The organism is Actinomadura sp. B10D3 (assembly GCF_039871695.1).
Classification (GTDB): domain Bacteria; phylum Actinomycetota; class Actinomycetes; order Streptosporangiales; family Streptosporangiaceae; genus Spirillospora; species Spirillospora madurae.
Genome location: NZ_JBDPLY010000026.1, coordinates 112,002 through 130,915 on the forward strand (window position 1 = coordinate 112,002; position 18,914 = coordinate 130,915).

Here is an 18,914-nt window from a genome sequence, read left to right on the forward strand (position 1 = left end):
TCCCGGGGGTGGCTAGAAGAAGCCGCGGCGGCGTCCGGCGTCCTGGAGGAAGCCGTCGAGCTGCTGCTCCCAGTTGGTGTGCTCGACGGTCGCGTAGTCGACGGTGAACCGGCTGAACGCGTCGTGGCCCTCGGTGAAGACCCCGCCGCGCTTGTCGAGCTCCAGCACGACCTCCATCGACTGCGGGTAGGACACGAACGTCACTTCGAGCTGCTTGATGCCGCGCGCGTACTGGCCCGGCGGGTAGAACTCGATCTCCTGGTAGAAGGGGAGCTCCTGGTGGACGCCCCAGATGCGGCCCTTCTCGCAGTCGGCGTTGCGGAACTGGAAGCCGAGGTTGGAGAAGGCCGCGAGGATGCGCTCCTGCGCGGGCAGCGGATGGACGGCGATCGGGTCGAGGTCGCCCGGGTCGACGGCGCCCGCGACCTCCAGCTCCGTCGCGATCCCGACGGTGGTGCCGTGCAGCGGCCGACCGTACATGTGGGTCAGCGGCGCCTCCCACGGGATGGGGAACTGGAACGGGACGCTGTGCCGCGCGCCCTCCTGGAGGCTGAACCCGCCGGCGACGGGCATCTTGGCGTACTCCAGGTTGGAGGAGTACTCGTTGTCGCCCGACTCGACCTCGACCCGGGTGCGCAGGGCGAGGTTCACCGTCTTGATGTCGGAGTTGAACTGCCCGCCGATGATGGTGATCTCGCCGGTGACGACACCGCCCGGCGTGGTGTTCGGATTCTGCAGGATCGTCTCGATCGAGGGGCCGCCGATGCCCATCGCCTGACGCAGCTTCTTGAAGACCAAGGTCCGTCCTCCCGTGTTCGAGCGACTCCCCGCGCTCTCGTCCCATAGACGCTGTTACGGGACACTACGTTCCTGCAAGCCGTGGCGACCCGCGAATGGCCGGGTCAGTGGCCGCCCCCGGCCAGGTTGAGGCCGACGACCCCGGCGATGATGCAGGCCAGCGCGGCGATCTTGAGGACGGAGACCTGGTCGCCCATCAGCGCCATGCCGAGCGCGGCCGTCCCCACGGCGCCGATGCCGACCCAGACCGCGTAGGCGGTTCCGACGTCGAGGTTCTTCAGGGCGAGGCTGAGCAGGCCGAAGCTGGTCACGGCGAACAGCGCGAACCCGGCGGACGGCAGCGGTTCGGTGAAACCCTTGCTGCCCTTCAGGCACAGGGCCATCGCGACTTCGAAGAGTCCGGCGACGATGACGAGGATCCAGGCCATGGTTCTGCTCCCGGTACGAGACGGCTGTGGTCACGCGCCGTCTTCGCCTGCCGGGTACGACGCACCTCGTCCGGGAGGGCCAGTGCGTGCCCTCGTCTCCGTCAACGGCCCCTAGGCGCCGCCTGTTCCCGCGCTGGGACGTCCCAGTGCGCGGTACTCCCAGCCGGCTTTCCGCCACGTGACGGCGTCGAGCGCGTGGCGTCCGTCCACGACCCGTTTGTGGCGGACGACGTCCGCGAGCGCCGCCGGGTCGATCTCCCGGAAGTCCGACCACTCGGTCAGCAGGACGACGACGTCGGCGTCCCGCGCGACGTCGAACGCGCTGTCGCCGTACCGCAGCTCGGGGAACGCCTCGCGCGCGTTGTCGAGCGCCGCCGGGTCGTAGACCCGGACGTCCGCGCCGAGGCCGTGCATCGTGCGCGCCACGTCCAGGCCGGGCGCGTCGCGGATGTCGTCGGAGTTGGGCTTGAAGGCGGCGCCCCACGCGGCGATGCGCTTGCCGGTGAAGTCGCCGCCGAGCAGCTCCCGGACGAGGTCGACGGTGCGGGCGCGGCGGCGGCGGTTGATGTCGTCCACCTCGCGCAGGAACGACACCGCCTGGCCGACGCCGATCTCCTCCGCGCGGTGCGCGAACGCCCGAATGTCCTTGGGCAGGCAGCCGCCGCCGAACCCGAGGCCGGGACGCAGGAACCTGCCGCCGATCCGGTCGTCCAGCGCGAGCGAGTCCGCGAGGTCCTTGACGTCCGCGCCGACCGCCTCGCAGACCTCCGCCATCGCGTTGATGTAGGAGATCTTGGTCGCGAGGAACGAGTTCGCCGCGACCTTGACCAGCTCGGCGGTGGCGAGGTCGGTCCGGACCACCGGGGTGCCGAGGTCGAGGACGGGCTTGAACGCCGCGCGCAGCCGCGCGTCCGCCCAGTCGGACGCGACGCCGAACACCAGCCGGTCGGGGCGCAGCGTGTCGTCCACGGCGAAGCCCTCGCGCAGGAACTCGGGGTTCCACGCCAGCTCCACGTCGGTGCCGGCGGGCGCGAGCTCCTGGACGAGGCCGGTGAGGCGCGCGGCCGTCCCGACCGGCACCGTGGACTTGCCGACCACCAGGGCGCGGCGGCGCAGGTGCGGCGCGAGGGAGCGGACGGCGGCGTCGACGTAGGTCAGGTCGGCGGCGTCCGAGCCCTCCTGCTGTGGGGTTCCGACGCAGACGAAATGGACGTCACCGAACTCCCCGGCCTCCTCGAACGAGGTGGTGAACCGGAGCCGGCCCGAGTCGAGCGCCTTGGTGAGCAGCTCCGGCAGCCCCGGTTCGAAGATCGGGACCTCGCCGGACGCCAGCCGTTCGACCTTCCGGCGGTCGACGTCCACGCCGAGGACCTCATAGCCGAGCACGGCCATGCAGATCGCGTGCGTGGCGCCGAGGTAGCCGGTGCCGATGACGGTCAGCCTCGGCGCCTCCGACTCCTCCTGCTGCATTGCGCACCTCCTCGTGCACCGCGGGTGTGTACGCGCCCGCTCGATCTTGCCACCACGTACGGGGCGGCTGTAGCCGGGTGGGGCCTGCGGGACGAACCCGCCGGTCGGGGCGCGGCGGGCCTTCGCGACCCGGGTGACGCGGCTCACCCGGGAGTTCGGGGCGGGGGACGGATGTGGCCTGTATCCCCCAGATTCAGGCCGATGCGGGGTGTTCACCACTGGTTACCAGCGGGTAGCATGATGTCGAGTTACTTGCCAGTAGAAGCGGGGCCCCCGGCCGCCGCCGGACCAGACGGAGTCTCGAATGGGGCACTACAAGAGCAACCTCCGGGACCTGGAGTTCAACCTCTTCGAGGTGTTCAGGCGCCAGGACCTCCTCGGCAGCGGCCCGTACGCGGAGATCGACGAGGACACCGCGCGCAGCATCCTCGACGAGGTGAACCGGCTGGCCGAGGGGCCGATCGCCGACTCCTTCGAGGACGCCGACCGCAACCCCCCCGTGTTCGACCCCGCCACCGGCACGGTGACGATGCCGGAGGGCTTCAAGAAGTCGTTCCGGGCTTGGATGGACGCCGAATGGTACCGCCTCGACCTCGCCTCCGATTTCGGCGGCAGCGGCGCCCCCCGCTCCCTCACCTGGGCGGTCGCCGAGCAGGTGCTGGGGGCCAACCCGGCCGTCTACATGTTCGCGTCCGGCCCCGGCTTCGCGCAGATCCTGTGGCACATCGGCACGCCCGAGCAGAAGAAGTTCGCCGAGCTGGCGCTTGACCGGCAGTGGGGCGCCACGATGGTGCTGACCGAGCCGGACGCCGGCTCCGACGTCGGCGCCGGACGCGCCAAGGCCGTCCGGCAGCCGGACGGCACCTGGCACATCGAGGGCGTCAAGCGCTTCATCACCTCGGCCGAGCACGACATGGCCGAGAACATCTTCCACCTGGTGCTGGCCCGTCCCGAGGGCGCCGGCCCAGGCACCAAGGGCCTGTCGATGTTCCTCGTCCCCAAGTACCTGGTCGACGTGGAGACCGGCGAACTGGGCGAGCGCAACGGCGCCTACGTGACCAACGTCGAGAAGAAGATGGGCCTGAAGGTCTCCACGACCTGCGAGCTGACCCTCGGCGAGAAGCACCCGGCGATCGGCTACCTCGTCGGCGACGTCCACCAGGGCATCAGGCAGATGTTCCTCGTCATCGAGTACGCCCGGATGATGGTCGGCACCAAGGCCATCGCGACCCTGTCGACCGGCTACCTGAACGCGCTGGAGTACGCCAGGGAGCGCGTGCAGGGCGCCGACATGACGCAGATGACGGACAAGACCGCTCCGCGCGTCACGATCACCCACCACCCGGACGTCCGCCGCAGCCTCATGACGCAGAAGGCCTACGCCGAGGGCATGCGCGCGCTGGTGCTGCTCACCGCGTCCTACCAGGACGCCGTGCAGATCGCCGAGCACGAGGGCCGCAAGGACGAGACCGCCGAGAAGATCAACGACCTGCTGCTGCCGATCGTGAAGGGCTTCGGCTCCGAGCGGGCCTACGCGCTGCTCGGCGCCGAGTCGCTGCAGACCCTCGGCGGCTCCGGCTTCCTGCAGGACTACCCGATCGAGCAGTACATCCGCGACTCCAAGATCGACACCCTCTATGAGGGCACCACCGCGATCCAGGGCCAGGACCTGTTCTTCCGCAAGATCCTGCGGGACAACGGCGAGGCACTGAAGGTGCTCGCCGGCGAGATCAGGGCGTTCGCCGAGTCCGAGGCGGGCAACGGGCGGCTGAAGAACGAGCGGGCTCTGCTCGGCCGCGCCCTCGACGACGTCCAGGGCATCATCGACCCGATGGTCGGATGGGCGCTCGGCTCGATGGAGAAGCCGAAGGAGCTGTACAAGATCGGGCTCAACTCGTCCCGGCTGCTGCTCGCCCTCGGCGACCTCATCGTCGGCTGGCTGCTCCTCCGCCAGGCCGACGTCGCGCTGACCGCCCTCGGCGGCGGGGACGTCTCCGGCTCCGACAAGGCGTTCTACACCGGCAAGGTCGCGGCGGCGCAGTTCTTCTGCCAGACCGTCCTGCCGCGCCTCGCGTCCGAGCGGGCCATCACCGAGGCCACCAACCTCGACGTCATGGACCTCCCCGAAGAGGCGTTCTAACCCGAGCGGCGCTGTAGCCCCTGCCCGGCCGGGCAGGGGCTACAGCGCTGTCCGGCGTCAGGGCCGCCCGGCACGGCGACGCAGGGTCTCCTTCTTGGCGCGGTTGCCGCAGTGGTCCATGGAGCACCAGCGCCGCCTGCCCGGCCGGGACAGGTCTAGGAACAGGGCGCTGCAGTCGGTTCCGGCGCATTGGCGGAGGCGCGCGAGGTGCGGCGAGGCGACGAGCTCCAGCACGTCGCGGGAGAGGACTGCGAGAACGGCCGAGACGAGGTCGTCGGCCTGCCACCGCACGTCGCCTTCGGCGTCCATGTGCGGTGCGGGCACGGGCCGGGCGGCGGCGCCGTTGACCACGTCCCGCACCGTCGCGGGGATCCGCTCGCCGCGCCACGCCGCGGTGACCATCTCGTGGATCGCCTCGCGCACCGTGCGGGCCTCGGCGGCGCCGGTCGCGCCCGCGGGGCCCTCTACATGCGGGACGCACTGCTCGATCCAGGCGGTCACCGCCGCCAGGTCGGGCAGCTCCTCGATGGTGTGGTCCGTGCCCCGGAAGCGGAGCGTCCTGACGAAGTCCAGGCTGAGGCGCCCGGCCCCCTGGCGGAAGCGTGTGGCCATGCACCCAGCCTAACCAAGGAACCGGTTTGACTGGTACCGTCTGGGCACCAGTTAAACCGGTTCCCGATTCCGTGAGGTGTTCGTGTCCGTCGACGCGCGATCCGAGACGACGACCGAGGCCGGGCAGGCTCCGCCGGGCCGGACCGTCCTGCTCCTGGCGGTCGCCTGCGGGCTGACCGTCGCGAACCTGTACTACGCCCAGCCCTTGCTGGCCGGCCTGCGCGACGCGTTCCACGTCGGCGACGTCGCCGCGGGGAGCCTGGTCACCGTCACCCAGATCGGCTACGCGGCCGGGATGGTGCTGCTGGTCCCGCTCGGCGACCGGTTCGAGACCCGCCGCCTGGTCTCGGTGATGCTGGGCGTGGTGACGGCCGCGCTGGTCGTGGCCGGGACGGCGGCGTACTTCCCGGTGCTGCTCGCCGCCGCGCTGGTCATCGGCGCGATGTCGGTGGTGGCGCAGATCCTGGTGCCGTTCGCCGCCAACCTCGCGCCCGACCATCGGCGCGGCCGCGTCGTCGGCCAGGTGATGAGCGGCCTGCTCGCCGGGATCCTCTTGTCACGCACCGCGGGCAGCCTGATCGCCGAGGTCGCCGGATGGCGCGTCGTCTATCTCGCGTCCGCCGCGTTCATGGCCGTCCTCGCGGTGGCGCTGCGGTCGGCGCTTCCGTCGCGCGCCCCGACGACGCACGAGCCGTACGGGCGGCTGCTGCGCTCCACGGGCCGGCTCCTCCGGGTCCACGCGCCGCTCCGGCGCCGCGCCCTGTTCCAGGCCGCGCTGTTCGGCGCGTTCTCCGCATACTGGACCACCGTGTCCTACGTGCTGACCGGCGCGCCGTTCCACTACTCGGAGCTGGGCGTCGGCCTCTTCGCGCTGGTCGGCGCGGGCGGCGCGATGATCGCCCCGGCGGCCGGGCGCTGGGCCGACCGCGGCCTCAACCGGCCGATGACGGCGGTCGCCTACGGCATGGGCGTGCTGGCGTTCGTCGTGGGCGGGCTCGGCCGCGACCACGTCCTGCTCCTCGCCGCCGCGGCCGTGCTCGTCGACATGGCGGTGCAGGGCTCGTTCATCCTCGGCCAGCACTCCGTCCACGCGCTCGACCCGGAGGCGCGGGCCCGCATCAACAGCTCCTACCTGGCCACGATCTTCCTGGGCGGCGCGCTCGGCTCCCAGCTCGGCGCGTACGCCTACCACTCCGGCGGCTGGCCCGCGGTCACCGTCGCCGGCGGCACACTCCCGCTGCTCGCCCTGCTCGCCTGGACCGTCACAGAAGCCCGAAGCCCCCGCGCCCGCTGACCACGTCGCCCAGGCACCCGCAGGGCGTGCGGGCGCTTCCCGCGGTCATGGGAGCGAAGCCGCGGGGGCCAGGAGCCGGCGAAGCAGGCGACGCCGGGAACGCCTGCCGCGTCTCGCAGGTCGCCGGGTGGACGGCCGAGCGTGGCGAGGACGCGCCTCGGGCTGGGCCCGGAAATGCGGGCGAGGCAGGCCGGCGCGTAGTTGGCGGGCCAGTCCGGCAGCCGTCCTGGCCTCGACCAGCCGGTCCGGAAGGAGCGCCCACAGCGAACCGGTGAAGTCCCGGTGCCAGATGCAGATGCCCGGGAAGGCGCGCTGTAAGTCGGCGAGAGCCCGGTCGATGTCGAGATTCAGCTCCAGAGGTCCGGCCGGAGCCCGGTCGTACGGGCCCGCTTGGACGTTCAGCGGGCGCAGCGAGCCCATACGACCTTGCCTTCCTCGTTGAGCGGCCGGACGCCCCAGTCGTGAACGAGTTGCGCCATCAGCAGCAGGCCGCGCCCGCTCTCGGCGTCGTCGTCCTCGTTCTGGACGACGGGGAGGGCGGTGCTCTCGTCCCAGACCTCGATGACGGCGAGCGGCTCGCGCACGTCCGGAAAGACGCGGACGACGATGTGCCCGATCCCGACGTGCTTGTAGCTGTTGGTCACCAGCTCGGTAACCACGAGCCGTCCGACGAAGTCATCGGTGTGCCCCAGCTCGCGGAACCGGTCGGTGAGGTAGCGGCGCGCTTTCGCGGGCGCCTCGTCGGACGGATCGAGCACGAGCGGCGCCGCCTCCGGCGCGAGCATGACCGCTGGCATCGGTAACCCCTCCAGCCTGGACGAGGGCTGATCGCGAACGGAGCCAACCCGCCAAACCGGAAGAACCCGCCGCTATCACCCTGAGTAATTGAACGAACACCATGAGGCCACGTGCGGGTTTATGATGCTTGTGAAGCGGCGGACTACTAACAAAAGAGCATCAACTGCTGTCGCTTCTGCTAACACCCCCCTCTGTTTCCCCCCGGAGGCCGCCATGACGATGTACAACCGAGTCAAGCCTGAGTTCTTGACCTTCGGGGCAGAGGTAAGGCGCCTCCGAAAGGCTGCGGGGTTCAACCAGCAGACCTTGGCTGACCTGGTCAATGTGACCCGCAGTTACGTCGCACAGGTTGAATCCGGTCGGACGCGCTGCCGTCGGGAGTTCGCCGTCCGACTCGATCGTGCTCTCAAGTCCGGCACGACTCTCGCCGAAGTCTGGGACGAGCTACTAGAATCCATCAAGTCCGACAAGTACCCCGAGTACTTCGCCAACTTCCCGAAGGCCGAGCAGTCGGCGGACATGCTCCGTTCCTATGAGGACAGGGTGGTCTATGGACTCTTGCAGAACGAAGCTTATGCTCGCGTACTGCTGAGCGACGACGACGCGGTAAAAAACAGAATGAGGCGGCAGGAGATTCTATGTCGCAAACCGCCGCCAAGTGTTATAGCGGTCATGGACGAAACGGTCTTACATCGGGAAGTCGGAGGAAAAACGGTCATGAAGGAGCAGCTCGAAAGGCTCCTTGAACTGTCTGAAATAGAGAATATCAGTATTCAGGTGGCGCCGATTCGCTACATCCGGAACGTTTGGGCGACTTTCACGATCGCTACACTCCCCGATCAGCGCCAAGTCGTCTATACGGCCAAGGCCTATGGCGGAGAAACATCAACGAGTCCACCTCATGTGGCATTCGTCAACAAGGCGATGGCAACACTACAGGCCGAGGCGCTGAACGTGAGAGATACGCGAGACCTCATCCGAAGGGTGATCAGGGAAAGATGGACATGAGCAAGATTCGCTGGCGTAAGTCGTCCCGCAGTAACGAGTCGGGAGACAATTGTGTTGAAGTCGCCGACGGTACTCTCATGGTGGTGTTCCGCGACAGCAAGGACCCTGACGGCCCCAAGGTAGTGATGAGTCGTAATGAGTTCCAAAAGTTCACCAGTGTGATTAAGAACCTCTAGCGGCTTGCGATTATCGGGCGCTGTGGAAGCCTGGGGCCCAACGACGAAGTTCGGTGGCTGCCTCGTCGCGGGTGAGGGGGCCATGTTCCAGGTAGACCTCCTGGAGATGCCGAATCGCGGCCCCCGCCTGGAAGACGGCCGACCCCGCATCAGTCGACCAGTACGCCCGGCTTCATACCGCCGTATGGGCCCGCCGCAAACGGCGGTGGGAGCCTTCGTGGCGTCAGATGCGGCCGGTCTCGTGGGCCCACATGGCGACCTCGACGCGGTTTCGGGCGCCGAGCTTTCGCATGAGGCTGGCGAGGTGGGCTTTGACGGTGCTTGGGGTGATATGGAGCTCGCTGGCGATCTCATTGTTGGTGCGGCCTTGGGCTACGGGCACGAGGACTTCCTCCTCGCGGGCGGTGAGCGGTTCTATCGGCTGCCTCGGTGGTGGGGTCTGTGCGTGGGCGAACGCTGCGAGCAGTCGGACAGTCACGCTGGGTGCGATCAGCGCGTCTCCGTCGGCGGCGGCGTGGATGGCCTGGGTCAGCAGGGCGGGTCCGGCGTCCTTGAGGAGGAACCCGCGGGCGCCGGCTTTGAGCGCCCCGTGGACATACTCGTCGAGGTCGAAGGTGGTGATGACCACGATCGCCAGGGGATCGGTGACGCCGGGGCCGGCGAGGCGTCGGGTGGCTTCGATGCCGTCCATCAGCGGCATCCGGATGTCGAACAGGCCGACGTCGGGGCGCAACTGGAGCGCCAGGCGGACTGCCTCGCGCCCGTCGGCGGCCGCGCCCACCACGTCGATGTCGGGTTGGGCGTCGAGCAGCATGGTCAGCCCGGTGCGCACGATGGCCTGGTCGTCGGCGATGAGGACCCTGATGCTCATCGTGGCGTCCCGGTTCGAGGCAGGACCGCCTCTACCCGCCAGCCCCGCTCGGCGGTGGGGCCTGCGTGGAAGGTGCCGCCGAGCAGTGAGGCGCGTTCCCGCATGCCCACCAGGCCGTAGCCTCCCGGGGCGCGGCCGCCGGCGGCGGAGCCGTCGTCGTCGATGGTCAGCCGTACCTGGTCGGCGTCGCCTGTGACGGCGACGGTGACCTGGGTCGCGTGACGGGCGTGCCGTCGAGCGTTGGTGATGGACTCCTGGGCCAGGCGGTAGATCGCGGCCCCGACCGCCGGGCTGAGGTCGTCGAACTCGCCGAATAGCGTCACCTTGACGCAGGGACGCGTCCGGCCATCGGTGGCGAGCTGCTCGACCTCGGCCACGCCGGGCTGCGGCGCGAACTCGGTCTCCTGTGTGGCGCGGAGCACGCCGACGATGGCGCGCAGCTCGGTGAGGGTGCGGGTCGCTGCGTCCTCGATGACGGCCAGGGCCTCGACGGCACGCTCGGGGTGGGAGGCCGCGACGGCACAGCCTGCTTGGGCCTGGATGGCGATGCCCGAGACGTGATGGGCGACGGTGTCGTGGAGTTCACGAGCGAGCTGTTCGCGTTCGCGGGCCTTGGCCTGGTCGATGTCGCGGATGAGGATCTTCGTGCGATAGCGGATCGCGGTGCCGAGCGCGGCGGCGAACAGGAAGAACGCGTATCCCGCGACCAGCTCCGCCAGGCTGGTGGGGTCGGCACCGAGGGCGGTGACGACAGCCGGCCAGAGCAGGATGACGCCGAGGCCGCCTGCGGCTTCCCGACCGGAGCCCCACCGGAACACGGCGTAGGCCAGGATCAGCGCCGCAATGCTGCTGTTCAGCAGGGCGCCTTGCGCCCCGGTGAGGATTCTGACGATGTCGACGATCGTCAACGTGCCGAAGGAGACCGCGACCGCGACGAGCGGGTGCGTGCGTCGCCACAGCAGGGGGCCGAGTACCCCGAGCACCGCGAGTAGCAGCAGCGGGCGTGGCGCCAGGCCCTGGCGAAGCACCGCTTCCGCCACCGACCAGCAGATCAGTACTGCCACCAACGCCCAGTCCCGCGGCCCCAGGTCCGGGGCATTCGTGGGTCGAGGTTCGGCCCACAGCGCGCGGAGTGCGTTGGTGGCCATCTGATCAGCCTAGGCAGCCGTGCGTGCTCGGTGTATCCGCCGAAAGTACAAGAGCCCGGCTGTGCCAACGGCCAGGTCGAACCAGGCTCCGCGGCTGATGTGCCCGCCGCCGGCATTCGTGAAGGTTAAAGCACCCACCCGATCAAGCCAGGGAGATTGTGATGAGAATTCTCCAATCCCACACCGCACCAGAGAATCCGCGGTCCCAGAGCACGCTGGAAGACCTGCGCATGCCCGTGCAGGCCAAGCTCGCAGCGGCATGGACCAGCTTCATGTTCCTCTACATCTACGTCGACTACCTCGCCCTGTACAAGCCCGGCTTCCTCGACGACCTCCTGGCCGGCACCGTCCACGAGTTCGACACCGGCCCGACCTTCGTCGCCATCGCGCTCACGCTCATGGCCATCCCGATCCTCATGATCCTGCTCTCCGTGACACTGCCCGCCCGTGTCAACCGCACCATCAACCTCGTCGTCGCAACGCTCTACATCCCCGTCTCGATGTTCAACGCGGTAGGGGAGACTTGGACCTACTCCTACTTCTACGGCCTCTCCATCGGACTTGAGGTGCTGCTCCTGGCCTTCATCCTGCGCTCCGCCTGGGCCTGGCCACGCCGCATCGCATCACCGGCGACCCCTGCAGCCGGCCTCGACAGCGAGCCACCCCACAGGCCGCAGCAGGCGTGACTGCCCGCCCCGCGCCCGCGGGTGGCCCGCGTCGAGCATCTGGGACGCGTCGGCCGGGATCGTGTCGATCTCCCCGGTGAACGTGGGGTACTCGTCGCCACCCTCGACGAGGCAGTTGACCAAGGCCACATCGGTGTCATCCTGCGACGCCTCCCCCAAGCAATGCGGCGGTGGCTGGTACGACCCTGATCCGAAGATGAAGCACCCGATCCAATGCGACCTGTCTCAGGCTAACAGACACTTGCCGCACGGAGATCATCTGCCTTTTGCGAGACCCTCTCAGACTGTGTACCGTATGTCACGTGCTCAATAAATGAGATCATGAGGAGTGAACATAATGTGCAACGGTAATGGCGGCGGTCCGCATCTCTGGGGTCCGGATGTCGTTGAATACGACGAGAACGGTCGCGAAGTGAGGCGGACCAGGACGTGCACAGGCTGCTCCGCGATGGAATCGTGATCGGCGCCTGAAACCATCCGGCGCTTCAACTATGACGACTGGTCCTCCGCATACTTGCGGAGGACCAGTATTTTCTCAGCCACCACGGAAGTCGATAAGTCTGGATGCCAATTCATTGGCACCTTTGGCCGGTGTGCGGCATTAGAATGTCTGCAGGTGGTTTTCCAGCATGACGTCGAGGCGTTCGCGGAGTAGGGGGCGGTTGAGGTCGTCGTAGGCACGGGACCACAGGGGGTGGAGGTCCGGGAGGTTCTGCGAGTCCTCGTGGTAGGCGGCGGTCAGGCCCAGGAGGGCGCTCGCCGGGTGGCCCGCGTCGAGCATCCGGGACGCGTCGGCCAGGATCGTGTCGATCTCGCCGGTGACGGTGGGGTGGTCGTCGCCGAAGTCGTCGTCCGGTGCGAGTTGCGGCCGATGACGCTCGGCGCCATGTGGCCGAAGGAAGCCACCGGGTGGTCTGTGCGCCCGAGTTCCGGCGCCGGGACGACCCATCCGACGCAGGTGCCGGTGCCCAGGTCCGCGAAGGGCAGGAGTTCCGCGACGGTCGGAGGGCGCCGGCTGTCGCGGGTCAGGACGTTGCCGACTCCGTCGATTGTGGGGTTCCCGCGACTTCGAGGTTGTTTCGGTGAATCCTTTCCATTCCCCAGTCGCCGAGGGGGCGTAGCGCCTCGTTGAGTGCGGCGCCTGCTTCCGTGAGCGAGTACTCGACCTTCGGTGGTACTTCTGCGTAGACCTTGCGGTGGATGAGGCCGTCCTCTTCCATCTGGCGAAGGTGCTGGGTGAGCATTTTCTCGCTCACCCCGGGGAGCCCTCGCCGTAGTTCGGCGAAGCGGCGGGTGCCGTGGGCATGCAACTCCCAGAGGACGAGGCCTTTCCACTTTCCACTCACGACGTCCAGTGCGGCATCGATCCCGCAGATGTAGGGACCTCGACGGCCAGGCATGCGCACCTCGTTCAGTTCAGGCAGGTGGGGTACTTACCAACAGGTGCGTACCCCACTATTTAGTGGGTACTTCCGATCGAGAGTGGCAGGGGTGAGGCTGGGTCTGCAAGTGACCAAGTCTTACAAGGAGATTCACGCATGCCCACTCCCTCACCCGTCACCGTGCTCGGCCTGGGGCCGATGGGCCAGGCGATGACCCGAACCCTGATGCAGGCCGGGCACCCGGTCACGGTGTGGAACCGCACTCCTGGCCGCGCTGACGATGTCGTCGCGGCCGGGGCGCGACTCGCCGCCACTCCTTCGGAGGCTCTGGCTGCCGGCGACCTGATCATCCTCAGCCTGACCGACTACCAGGCGATGTGGGACATCCTGGACAGCGAGACGGCATCGCTGGCCGGGCGTACGTTGGCCAATCTCAGCTCCGACACCCCGGAACGCACCCGCGAGGCCGCGGCATGGGCCGGCAGGCACGGGGCGGCGTTCCTCACCGGCGGCGTGATGGTCCCGGCACCGATGGTCGGCACCGAGGCGGCGTACGCGTACTACAGCGGGCCGCGTGAGGCGATGGACCAGCACCACGGGACGCTTGCCCAGATCGCGAGGCCGCGCTACCTCGGCGAGGATCCCGCTCTGGCCCAGCTGATGTATCTGGCCAACCTCGACGTCTTCCTCACCACGCTGTCGTCGCTCATGCATGCCACCGCGCTGCTGCAGTCGGCGGGCCTCAAGGCGAGCGAAGTCTTCCCGGAGGTGATGCCGACCCTGGCCGGCATCCCGGCCATGCTGGAGGCTGGCGAGAGCCCAGGTGCCCAGATCGACGCCGGCGAGCACCCGGGCGCCCTCAGCACCGCGACCATGATGGGTGCGACCGCCGACCACATCGTCGAGGCAAGCGAGAAAGCGGGTATCGATCTCGCCCTGCCCCGCGCGGTCCAGCGCCACTACCTCCGAGCGATCAAGGACGGTCACGGCGGCGACAACTGGACTCGGATCATCGACGGCATCCGCACTCCAGACCCGGACGCGTGAGCACCCGGCTCCGCGAACGCGTCAGCGACGTCCAGGCCCCCTACACCTGTCCCGGCTGGTGAGCGACTTCGTCTAGGGACGCTAGGAAGGCGTGGGTGGCGGGGCTTGGGTTGAACTCGCTCCAGACCAGGTACTCGACGCGGCGGGGGCCGTTGATCACTTGGATCGCCGACAGGTCTGGGGCGATTCCTGCTACGGCGGAGGGCAGGAGCGCCATCGCCAGGCCCTGGCGGACGATGCGGGTCAGCAGGTCTGGTGCCATGACTTCGAAGGCGACGTCGCGGACCAGGCCTGCTGCGGCGAACGCTCGGTCGCTTTGGGCGCGGCCGGGGGTGTGGGCGGGGAAGTCGACGAAGGTCTCTTCGGCGAGTCGGTCGAGGCTGACCCGGGTTCTGCCTGCCAGTTCATGGGTCGGCGGGACGACCGCCACCAGACGGTCGCGGGCCAGTTCGCGGACCTGGACGCCGCGGGGGCGGTCGCCTTCGGGCAGGCCCAGAGCGGCGATGTCGAGCTCACCGGCCGCTACTTGTGCGGTCAGCTCGTCGCTCCCGCCGACGCGGAGGCTGATCCGCACCTCGGGGTGGCGTTGGCGGAAGTGCTGCAGGACGGCGGGCATGTCGACCGCTGCGGCCGTGGGGATGACGCCGACCGCGAGGCGTCCGCGCACCAGGCCCACTGCGGCGGAGGCCTCGGCCACCGCACGCTCCGCCGCCTCCAGCGCCTGGCGTGCTGCGGGAAGGAAGGCCGCGCCGGCGGGGGTGAGCTCGACCCGGCGGCTGGTGCGGGCGAACAGCTTCACGCCGAGCTCGCGCTCCAGGTACGCGATCCGGTGGCTCAGCGCCGACTGCACCACGAAGCACTGCTCGGCGGCCCGGGTGAAGTTCCGGGTCTCCGCCACCGCGACGACGTAGCGCAGCTGTTGCAGGTCCATCGATCGATCTTAGATTGCGATTGATGGGATGAAAACCATGTGTTGGACGCATTGATGCGTGGCCGCTGAGACTTCTTGCATGACCACGATCGCTGCTCCGAAGCTCCACACTCCGCGCCCCCCGTTCACGTTGCTCGCGCTCATCGCCGCGACCGCCGTCGCGCCGACGGCCTGGGGCACGACCTACGCGGTGACCACCGAGCTGCTGCCGCCGGACCGGCCGCTGTTCGCCGCCCTGATGCGCTCGCTGCCGCTCGGCCTCCTCGCCGTCGCGCTGTCCCGGACGCTGCCGCGCGGCGACTGGTGGTGGAAGGCCCCCGTGCTCGGCATCTTCAACATCGGTGCCTTCTTCCCGCTGCTCTTCCTGGCCGCCGAGCGGCTGCCCGGCGGTGTGGCGGCCACGCTGGGCTCCGTCCAGCCGCTGATCGTGGCCGGGCTGGCCGTCGCCGTTCTGCGGGAGTCACCGTCGTCCTGGCGGCTGTCCTGGGGGACGGCCGGTGTGGTCGGCGTCGGCCTCGTCGTGATCGGCCCCGGCGCGGGCCTCGACCCGGTGGGGATCGTCGCCGGGCTCGGCGGTGCGGTGTCCATGGCGACCGGCGTCACCCTGACCAAGCGCTGGGGACGGCCCGCGGGGGTGAGTCCGCTGACGCTCACGGGATGGCTGCTCTCCAGTGGCGGGCTGTTCCTCCTTCCGCTGACGCTGGTCTTCGAAGGCGTCCCGGCTCGGGTGGACGCACCGGCCGTCGCCGGCTACCTCTGGCTCGCCACCGTGGGCGGAGTCATCGCCTACATGCTGTGGTTCCGCGGTATCGGCAGGCTGCCCGTCACTGCGGCGGCGTTGCTCGGGCTCCTGTCTCCGCTCGTCGCGGCGCTCCTCGGAGTCTTGCTGGTAGGTGAGGCCTTCACGCTCGTCCAGGTCGCCGGGTTCGCCCTTGCTCTCGCCGCCCTGGTCGCGGGACAGTTCAACCCCGCCCGGGCGCGTGCCGCGGCCGAGTGATGGCGGGGCGGTGGGCGTTTCACTAATCTGGGCCGCGTTCCCCGTCCGTTTCCCCCGACCGGATGGCAGATGCGTTCTTTGCCCCTCGCCGTTGCCCTCGCCGGGTTCGTCCTCGTCGCCGGCTGCGTCGACGCCGACCGGGCCCAGGAGGTCGCCCCTCCCACGGTCCGCGCCGGCGGCTCGACTCCCGCCGCGCAGACCGCGGGGGCGTACTCCAAGGAAGGCTGGTTCGGGGGTGCGGACGGCCTGCACGCCCGGGTGGACGTCAAGGGAGTCGAGCGGCAGGCGTCGAAGTCGGTGCTGCGGTACAGCGTCACGTCGCTGGACTCGGCCGCGAAGTCCGTCCCCTTCGAGATCGCGATCGTCGACCCGGTGGGGCGCAAGCTCTACAAGCCGACCGGTACGACGAGCGGCGAGGGCTTCACGCCCGGGACGACCCGCCAGATGGCCGCCGAGTACCCGCCGCTCCCCGCGAGCGTCCAGAAGGTCACCTTGATCACACCTGGGACGGCCGGGGAGTTCACCGGCATCCCGGTGACCAGCGGCACCGGGACGCCCTCCTCGGCGCCGACGACCACGCCGACGACCACGCCGCCCACCTCGTCGACACCGTCGAGCACACCCTCGTCGTCCGCGCCTTCGGTTGAGGCCGAGCCGTCTGTGGGCGCCGAGCCGTTCATGGCCACGACTCCGTCCAGCTTGACCACACCCAGCCCCTCCACGTCCACGTCGACGTCCCCGACGCCCTCCACGGGTGCGCAGAGCGGGAACCCGGCGGACCTGTACGGCATCGTCGAGGGTGAGAACGGGACCGTCGCGTCCAGCGGTTCGGGCGTGACGGTCAGCCTGGGCGGCGACGTCCTGTTCGAGACCAACTCGGCGAAGCTGTCGAGCCGTGCGAAGGCCGCCCTGGACGGCGCCGCGCAGGAGATCAAGACGAAGGCGGCGCGCGCGCTGACGTTCGAAGGGCACGCGGGCGACCAGAAGCTGTCCCAGGAACGTGCCGACGCCGTCATGAAGGAGATGAAGTCGCGGCTCGGCGACGACTTCACCTACACGGCGACCGGCAAGCAGGGCGGCAACGGGCTCGACATTTCCTACCAGCCCAAGACCACCGCGGCGGGCTCCGGGACACCGGCCGCCTTCCGCGCGCAGGACGGCGAAACGGTGAAGACCCTCACCGCGCGCTTCGGTGCCGACAAACGGCGCATGGAGGTCAAGCCCTTCTACCGGGACGGCGCCTACCTCGTCGCCGTGTTCGACATCGTGAACGAAGGCCCCGGCACCACGCCGCCGGACGCGTCCTACCCGAACACCACCTACCCGGGAGCCGTGTTCGGCTCGTTCTCCGTCCAGGCGTCGGGCGGCAAGGACGTCTACCGCGCCGTTCGCGTGGGGCCCGCCGTGCCGGGCAGCCCCAGCGCGTACGTCGACCCCGGCCGCGCGGTGTTCCGCACCGCCGTGGACCAGCCCGTCCGCGGGTTCGTCTACCTGCCCGCGCCGCCCGGCGACGTCACGTCCGTCACCTTCGACGCGGGTCCCTTCGGCAAGGCCGAGAAGGTTCCCGTCTCGTAGACCACGCCTGCGACGTGTGACGGACGATCCGAACGGATAGTTAAAAGACACGGCATCGGATCGTCCGGCGGAGGTCAGCGCATGGGTGTCGGCGTCAGTGTTTTCACGATCACCCTCGGGCTGATCCTCAAGTTCGCGATCAAACCGGATGCGATGACCGACCCGGTGGACATCCACATCATCGGGGTCATCCTGATCATCGTCGGCGGGGTGTCGTTCGCGCTCCAGCTGCTGATGATGTCCCGCATGCAGCAGCGCGGCCCCCGCTTCCAGAACGGGCGCGACGAGCGCATGTACGACGGGGACAACCCGCCCCGGCCCTGAGACGCCCGAGGGGCCGGCGCGCGCCGCGCCGGCCCCTCGAACGCCCTCTCAGCTCCAGGCGAGCATGCGGATCGGGTCTTCGAGCATGTCGCCGACGTCGCGCAGGACCCGCGAGCCCAGCTCGCCGTCGACGATGCGGTGGTCGAACGAGAGCGACAGCGTGGTCACCTTGCGGATCGCCAGCTCGCCCTCGTGCACCCACGGCATGTCCCGGACCTGGCCGAACGCCAGGATCGCCGCCTCGCCCGGGGTGAGGATCGGGGTCCCGGTGTCCACGCCGAACACGCCCACGTTGGTGATCGTGATCGTCCCGTCGGACAGGTCGGCGGGCGTCGCCTTGCCCGCGCGGGCCTTCCCGGCCAGGTCGTTCAGGGCCCGCGCCAGGCCGGGCAGGTCGAGGTCCTGCGCGTCCTTCACCTTGGGGACGAGCAGGCCGCGGTCGGTGGCCGCCGCGATCCCCAGGTTCACGTAGCGCTTGACGACGATCTCCGCGCCGTCCGGGCCGTCCACCCACGTGGAGTTCACCATCGGGTTCCGCGCCACGGCCGTGAGCAGGGCGCGCGCCACCAGCAGCAGCGGCGACACCTTCACGTCCGCGAACTCGGGCAGCTCGCGGAGCCGTCTGACGGTCTGCATCGCCGGCGTCACGTCCACCTGGAGGAACTCGGTGACGTGCGGGGCGGTGAACGCCGACGACGACATCGCCGCCGCCGTCGCCTTGCGGACGCCCTTGACCGGCACCCGCTCCTCGCGCGGCCCCGCCTGGACGGGACGCGCCTGGGCGGGCGCCGCCTGGGTGTACGACTGGGCCCCGGCCTGCGCGGCGAGGACGTCCTCGCGCGTGATCGACCCCTGCGGACCCGACCCCGTGATCGTCGTGAGGTCGACCCCGAGGTCCTTGGCCATCTTGCGGACGGGCGGCTTCGCCAGCGGCAGACCGTCGCCCCCGGGCCGGGGACGAGGCGCCGTCGGCCTTTCAGGGGCCGGCGCAGGCGCAGGCGCGGGCGGGGGCGGGGGCGGGGCAGCAGGCCCGGCGGCGGATGCCGTGCCGTTGGCCGCCTTGCGCGGGCGCCGCCGGGTCGCCCCCTCCTTGACCCCGTAGCCGACGAGGACGGGCTGGCGCTTCGGCGGCTCCTCGGGCGTCACCATGCCGGGCTCGTTGACCGTCGGCACGCCCTCCTCGCGCATCGCCGCGGCCTGCGCCGGCGGCTCGGACACCGGGGTCGCCA

Annotated in this window: 20 protein-coding genes and 1 riboswitch; of the genes, 9 read left to right on the top strand and 11 right to left on the bottom strand. The window is 69.5% G+C overall.

The window, feature by feature from the left end; genetic code table 11:
• Positions 1-12 precede the first annotated feature (12 nt).
• The 3 genes from ABGB11_RS31430 to ABGB11_RS31440 form a co-directional block, all read right to left on the bottom strand.
• Entirely contained in the window at positions 13-798 is a 786-nt protein-coding gene (locus tag ABGB11_RS31430; RefSeq protein ID WP_347638760.1) for a sporulation protein, read from the bottom strand.
• 104 nt (positions 799-902) lie between these two features.
• A complete protein-coding gene (locus ABGB11_RS31435; RefSeq protein ID WP_347638762.1) occupies positions 903-1,226 on the bottom strand; it encodes a multidrug efflux SMR transporter in 324 nt (107 codons plus the stop codon).
• A 31-nt stretch (positions 1,227-1,257) separates the two neighbouring features.
• Positions 1,258-1,323, bottom strand: a riboswitch (guanidine-III (ykkC-III) riboswitch).
• A 14-nt stretch (positions 1,324-1,337) separates the two neighbouring features.
• Positions 1,338-2,696, bottom strand: a complete 1,359-nt coding sequence (locus ABGB11_RS31440) for a UDP-glucose/GDP-mannose dehydrogenase family protein (protein ID WP_347638764.1) — start codon at positions 2,694-2,696, stop codon at positions 1,338-1,340.
• Positions 2,697-3,000: 304 nt separating this feature from the next.
• On the opposite strand from ABGB11_RS31440, the gene ABGB11_RS31445 reads away from it, so the two are divergent.
• Positions 3,001-4,836, top strand: coding sequence for an acyl-CoA dehydrogenase (locus ABGB11_RS31445; protein WP_347638766.1), 1,836 nt, complete (start codon positions 3,001-3,003; stop codon positions 4,834-4,836).
• A 57-nt stretch (positions 4,837-4,893) separates the two neighbouring features.
• Here the strand turns inward: ABGB11_RS31445 and ABGB11_RS31450 are convergent, their stop codons facing one another.
• Positions 4,894-5,448 (bottom strand): ABATE domain-containing protein, encoded by a 555-nt coding sequence (locus ABGB11_RS31450; RefSeq protein ID WP_347638768.1) that lies wholly within the window; start codon positions 5,446-5,448, stop codon positions 4,894-4,896.
• 82 nt (positions 5,449-5,530) lie between these two features.
• Here ABGB11_RS31450 and ABGB11_RS31455 point away from each other — a divergent pair, with 82 nt between their 5' ends.
• On the top strand, positions 5,531-6,742 hold the full coding sequence (locus ABGB11_RS31455; RefSeq protein ID WP_347638770.1) for an MFS transporter: 1,212 nt from the start codon (positions 5,531-5,533) through the stop codon (positions 6,740-6,742).
• A 398-nt stretch (positions 6,743-7,140) separates the two neighbouring features.
• Here the strand turns inward: ABGB11_RS31455 and ABGB11_RS31460 are convergent, their stop codons facing one another.
• Positions 7,141-7,539: an ATP-binding protein gene (locus ABGB11_RS31460; protein ID WP_347638772.1), complete on the bottom strand. Its 399-nt coding sequence runs from the start codon at positions 7,537-7,539 to the stop codon at positions 7,141-7,143.
• A 214-nt stretch (positions 7,540-7,753) separates the two neighbouring features.
• Here ABGB11_RS31460 and ABGB11_RS31465 point away from each other — a divergent pair, with 214 nt between their 5' ends.
• Positions 7,754-8,548, top strand: coding sequence for a helix-turn-helix transcriptional regulator (locus ABGB11_RS31465; RefSeq protein ID WP_347638774.1), 795 nt, complete (start codon positions 7,754-7,756; stop codon positions 8,546-8,548).
• Positions 8,545-8,724, top strand: coding sequence for a DUF397 domain-containing protein (locus tag ABGB11_RS31470; protein ID WP_347638776.1), 180 nt, complete (start codon positions 8,545-8,547; stop codon positions 8,722-8,724). The genes ABGB11_RS31465 and ABGB11_RS31470 overlap by 4 nt, the downstream gene beginning before the upstream one ends.
• Positions 8,725-8,947: 223 nt before the next feature.
• Here ABGB11_RS31470 and ABGB11_RS31475 read toward each other — a convergent pair whose 3' ends face one another.
• Together ABGB11_RS31475 and ABGB11_RS31480 are read right to left on the bottom strand one after the other, a co-directional pair.
• A complete protein-coding gene (locus ABGB11_RS31475) occupies positions 8,948-9,595 on the bottom strand; it encodes a response regulator transcription factor (RefSeq protein WP_347638778.1) in 648 nt (215 codons plus the stop codon).
• On the bottom strand, positions 9,592-10,743 hold the full coding sequence (locus tag ABGB11_RS31480) for a sensor histidine kinase (protein ID WP_347638779.1): 1,152 nt from the start codon (positions 10,741-10,743) through the stop codon (positions 9,592-9,594). Before ABGB11_RS31480 ends, ABGB11_RS31475 begins: the two co-directional genes overlap by 4 nt.
• A 161-nt stretch (positions 10,744-10,904) precedes the next feature.
• Between ABGB11_RS31480 and ABGB11_RS31485 the strand changes: the two genes are divergently transcribed.
• On the top strand, positions 10,905-11,429 hold the full coding sequence (locus tag ABGB11_RS31485) for a DUF6326 family protein (protein WP_347638781.1): 525 nt from the start codon (positions 10,905-10,907) through the stop codon (positions 11,427-11,429).
• A gap of 601 nt (positions 11,430-12,030) precedes the next feature.
• Here ABGB11_RS31485 and ABGB11_RS31490 read toward each other — a convergent pair.
• Both ABGB11_RS31490 and ABGB11_RS31495 read right to left on the bottom strand, forming a co-directional pair.
• The gene (locus ABGB11_RS31490; RefSeq protein WP_347638783.1) at positions 12,031-12,378 is read right to left on the bottom strand and encodes a hypothetical protein; all 348 of its coding nucleotides are present in this window, start codon (positions 12,376-12,378) and stop codon (positions 12,031-12,033) included.
• 76 nt (positions 12,379-12,454) lie between these two features.
• Positions 12,455-12,829: a helix-turn-helix domain-containing protein gene (locus ABGB11_RS31495; protein ID WP_347638785.1), complete on the bottom strand. Its 375-nt coding sequence runs from the start codon at positions 12,827-12,829 to the stop codon at positions 12,455-12,457.
• A gap of 138 nt (positions 12,830-12,967) precedes the next feature.
• Here ABGB11_RS31495 and ABGB11_RS31500 point away from each other — a divergent pair, with 138 nt between their 5' ends.
• Complete coding sequence (locus tag ABGB11_RS31500; RefSeq protein WP_347638787.1) at positions 12,968-13,858, top strand: NAD(P)-binding domain-containing protein; 891 nt, start codon at positions 12,968-12,970, stop codon at positions 13,856-13,858.
• 40 nt (positions 13,859-13,898) lie between these two features.
• On the opposite strand, the gene ABGB11_RS31505 is transcribed toward ABGB11_RS31500, so the two are convergent.
• A complete protein-coding gene (locus ABGB11_RS31505; RefSeq protein ID WP_347638789.1) occupies positions 13,899-14,789 on the bottom strand; it encodes a LysR family transcriptional regulator in 891 nt (296 codons plus the stop codon).
• 79 nt (positions 14,790-14,868) lie between these two features.
• Here ABGB11_RS31505 and ABGB11_RS31510 point away from each other — a divergent pair, with 79 nt between their 5' ends.
• The 3 genes from ABGB11_RS31510 (at position 14,869) to ABGB11_RS31520 (ending at position 17,685) form a co-directional block, all read left to right on the top strand.
• On the top strand, positions 14,869-15,786 hold the full coding sequence (locus tag ABGB11_RS31510; protein ID WP_347638791.1) for an EamA family transporter: 918 nt from the start codon (positions 14,869-14,871) through the stop codon (positions 15,784-15,786).
• A 69-nt stretch (positions 15,787-15,855) separates the two neighbouring features.
• Complete coding sequence (locus ABGB11_RS31515) at positions 15,856-17,361, top strand: hypothetical protein (RefSeq protein ID WP_347638793.1); 1,506 nt, start codon at positions 15,856-15,858, stop codon at positions 17,359-17,361.
• Between the two features lie 81 nt (positions 17,362-17,442).
• Entirely contained in the window at positions 17,443-17,685 is a 243-nt protein-coding gene (locus ABGB11_RS31520; protein WP_347638795.1) for a DUF6458 family protein, read from the top strand.
• A 48-nt stretch (positions 17,686-17,733) separates the two neighbouring features.
• Here ABGB11_RS31520 and ABGB11_RS31525 read toward each other — a convergent pair.
• Positions 17,734-18,914, bottom strand: a 1,181-nt coding sequence (locus tag ABGB11_RS31525; RefSeq protein WP_347638797.1) for a dihydrolipoamide acetyltransferase family protein, incomplete at its 5' end; no start/stop codon positions are given.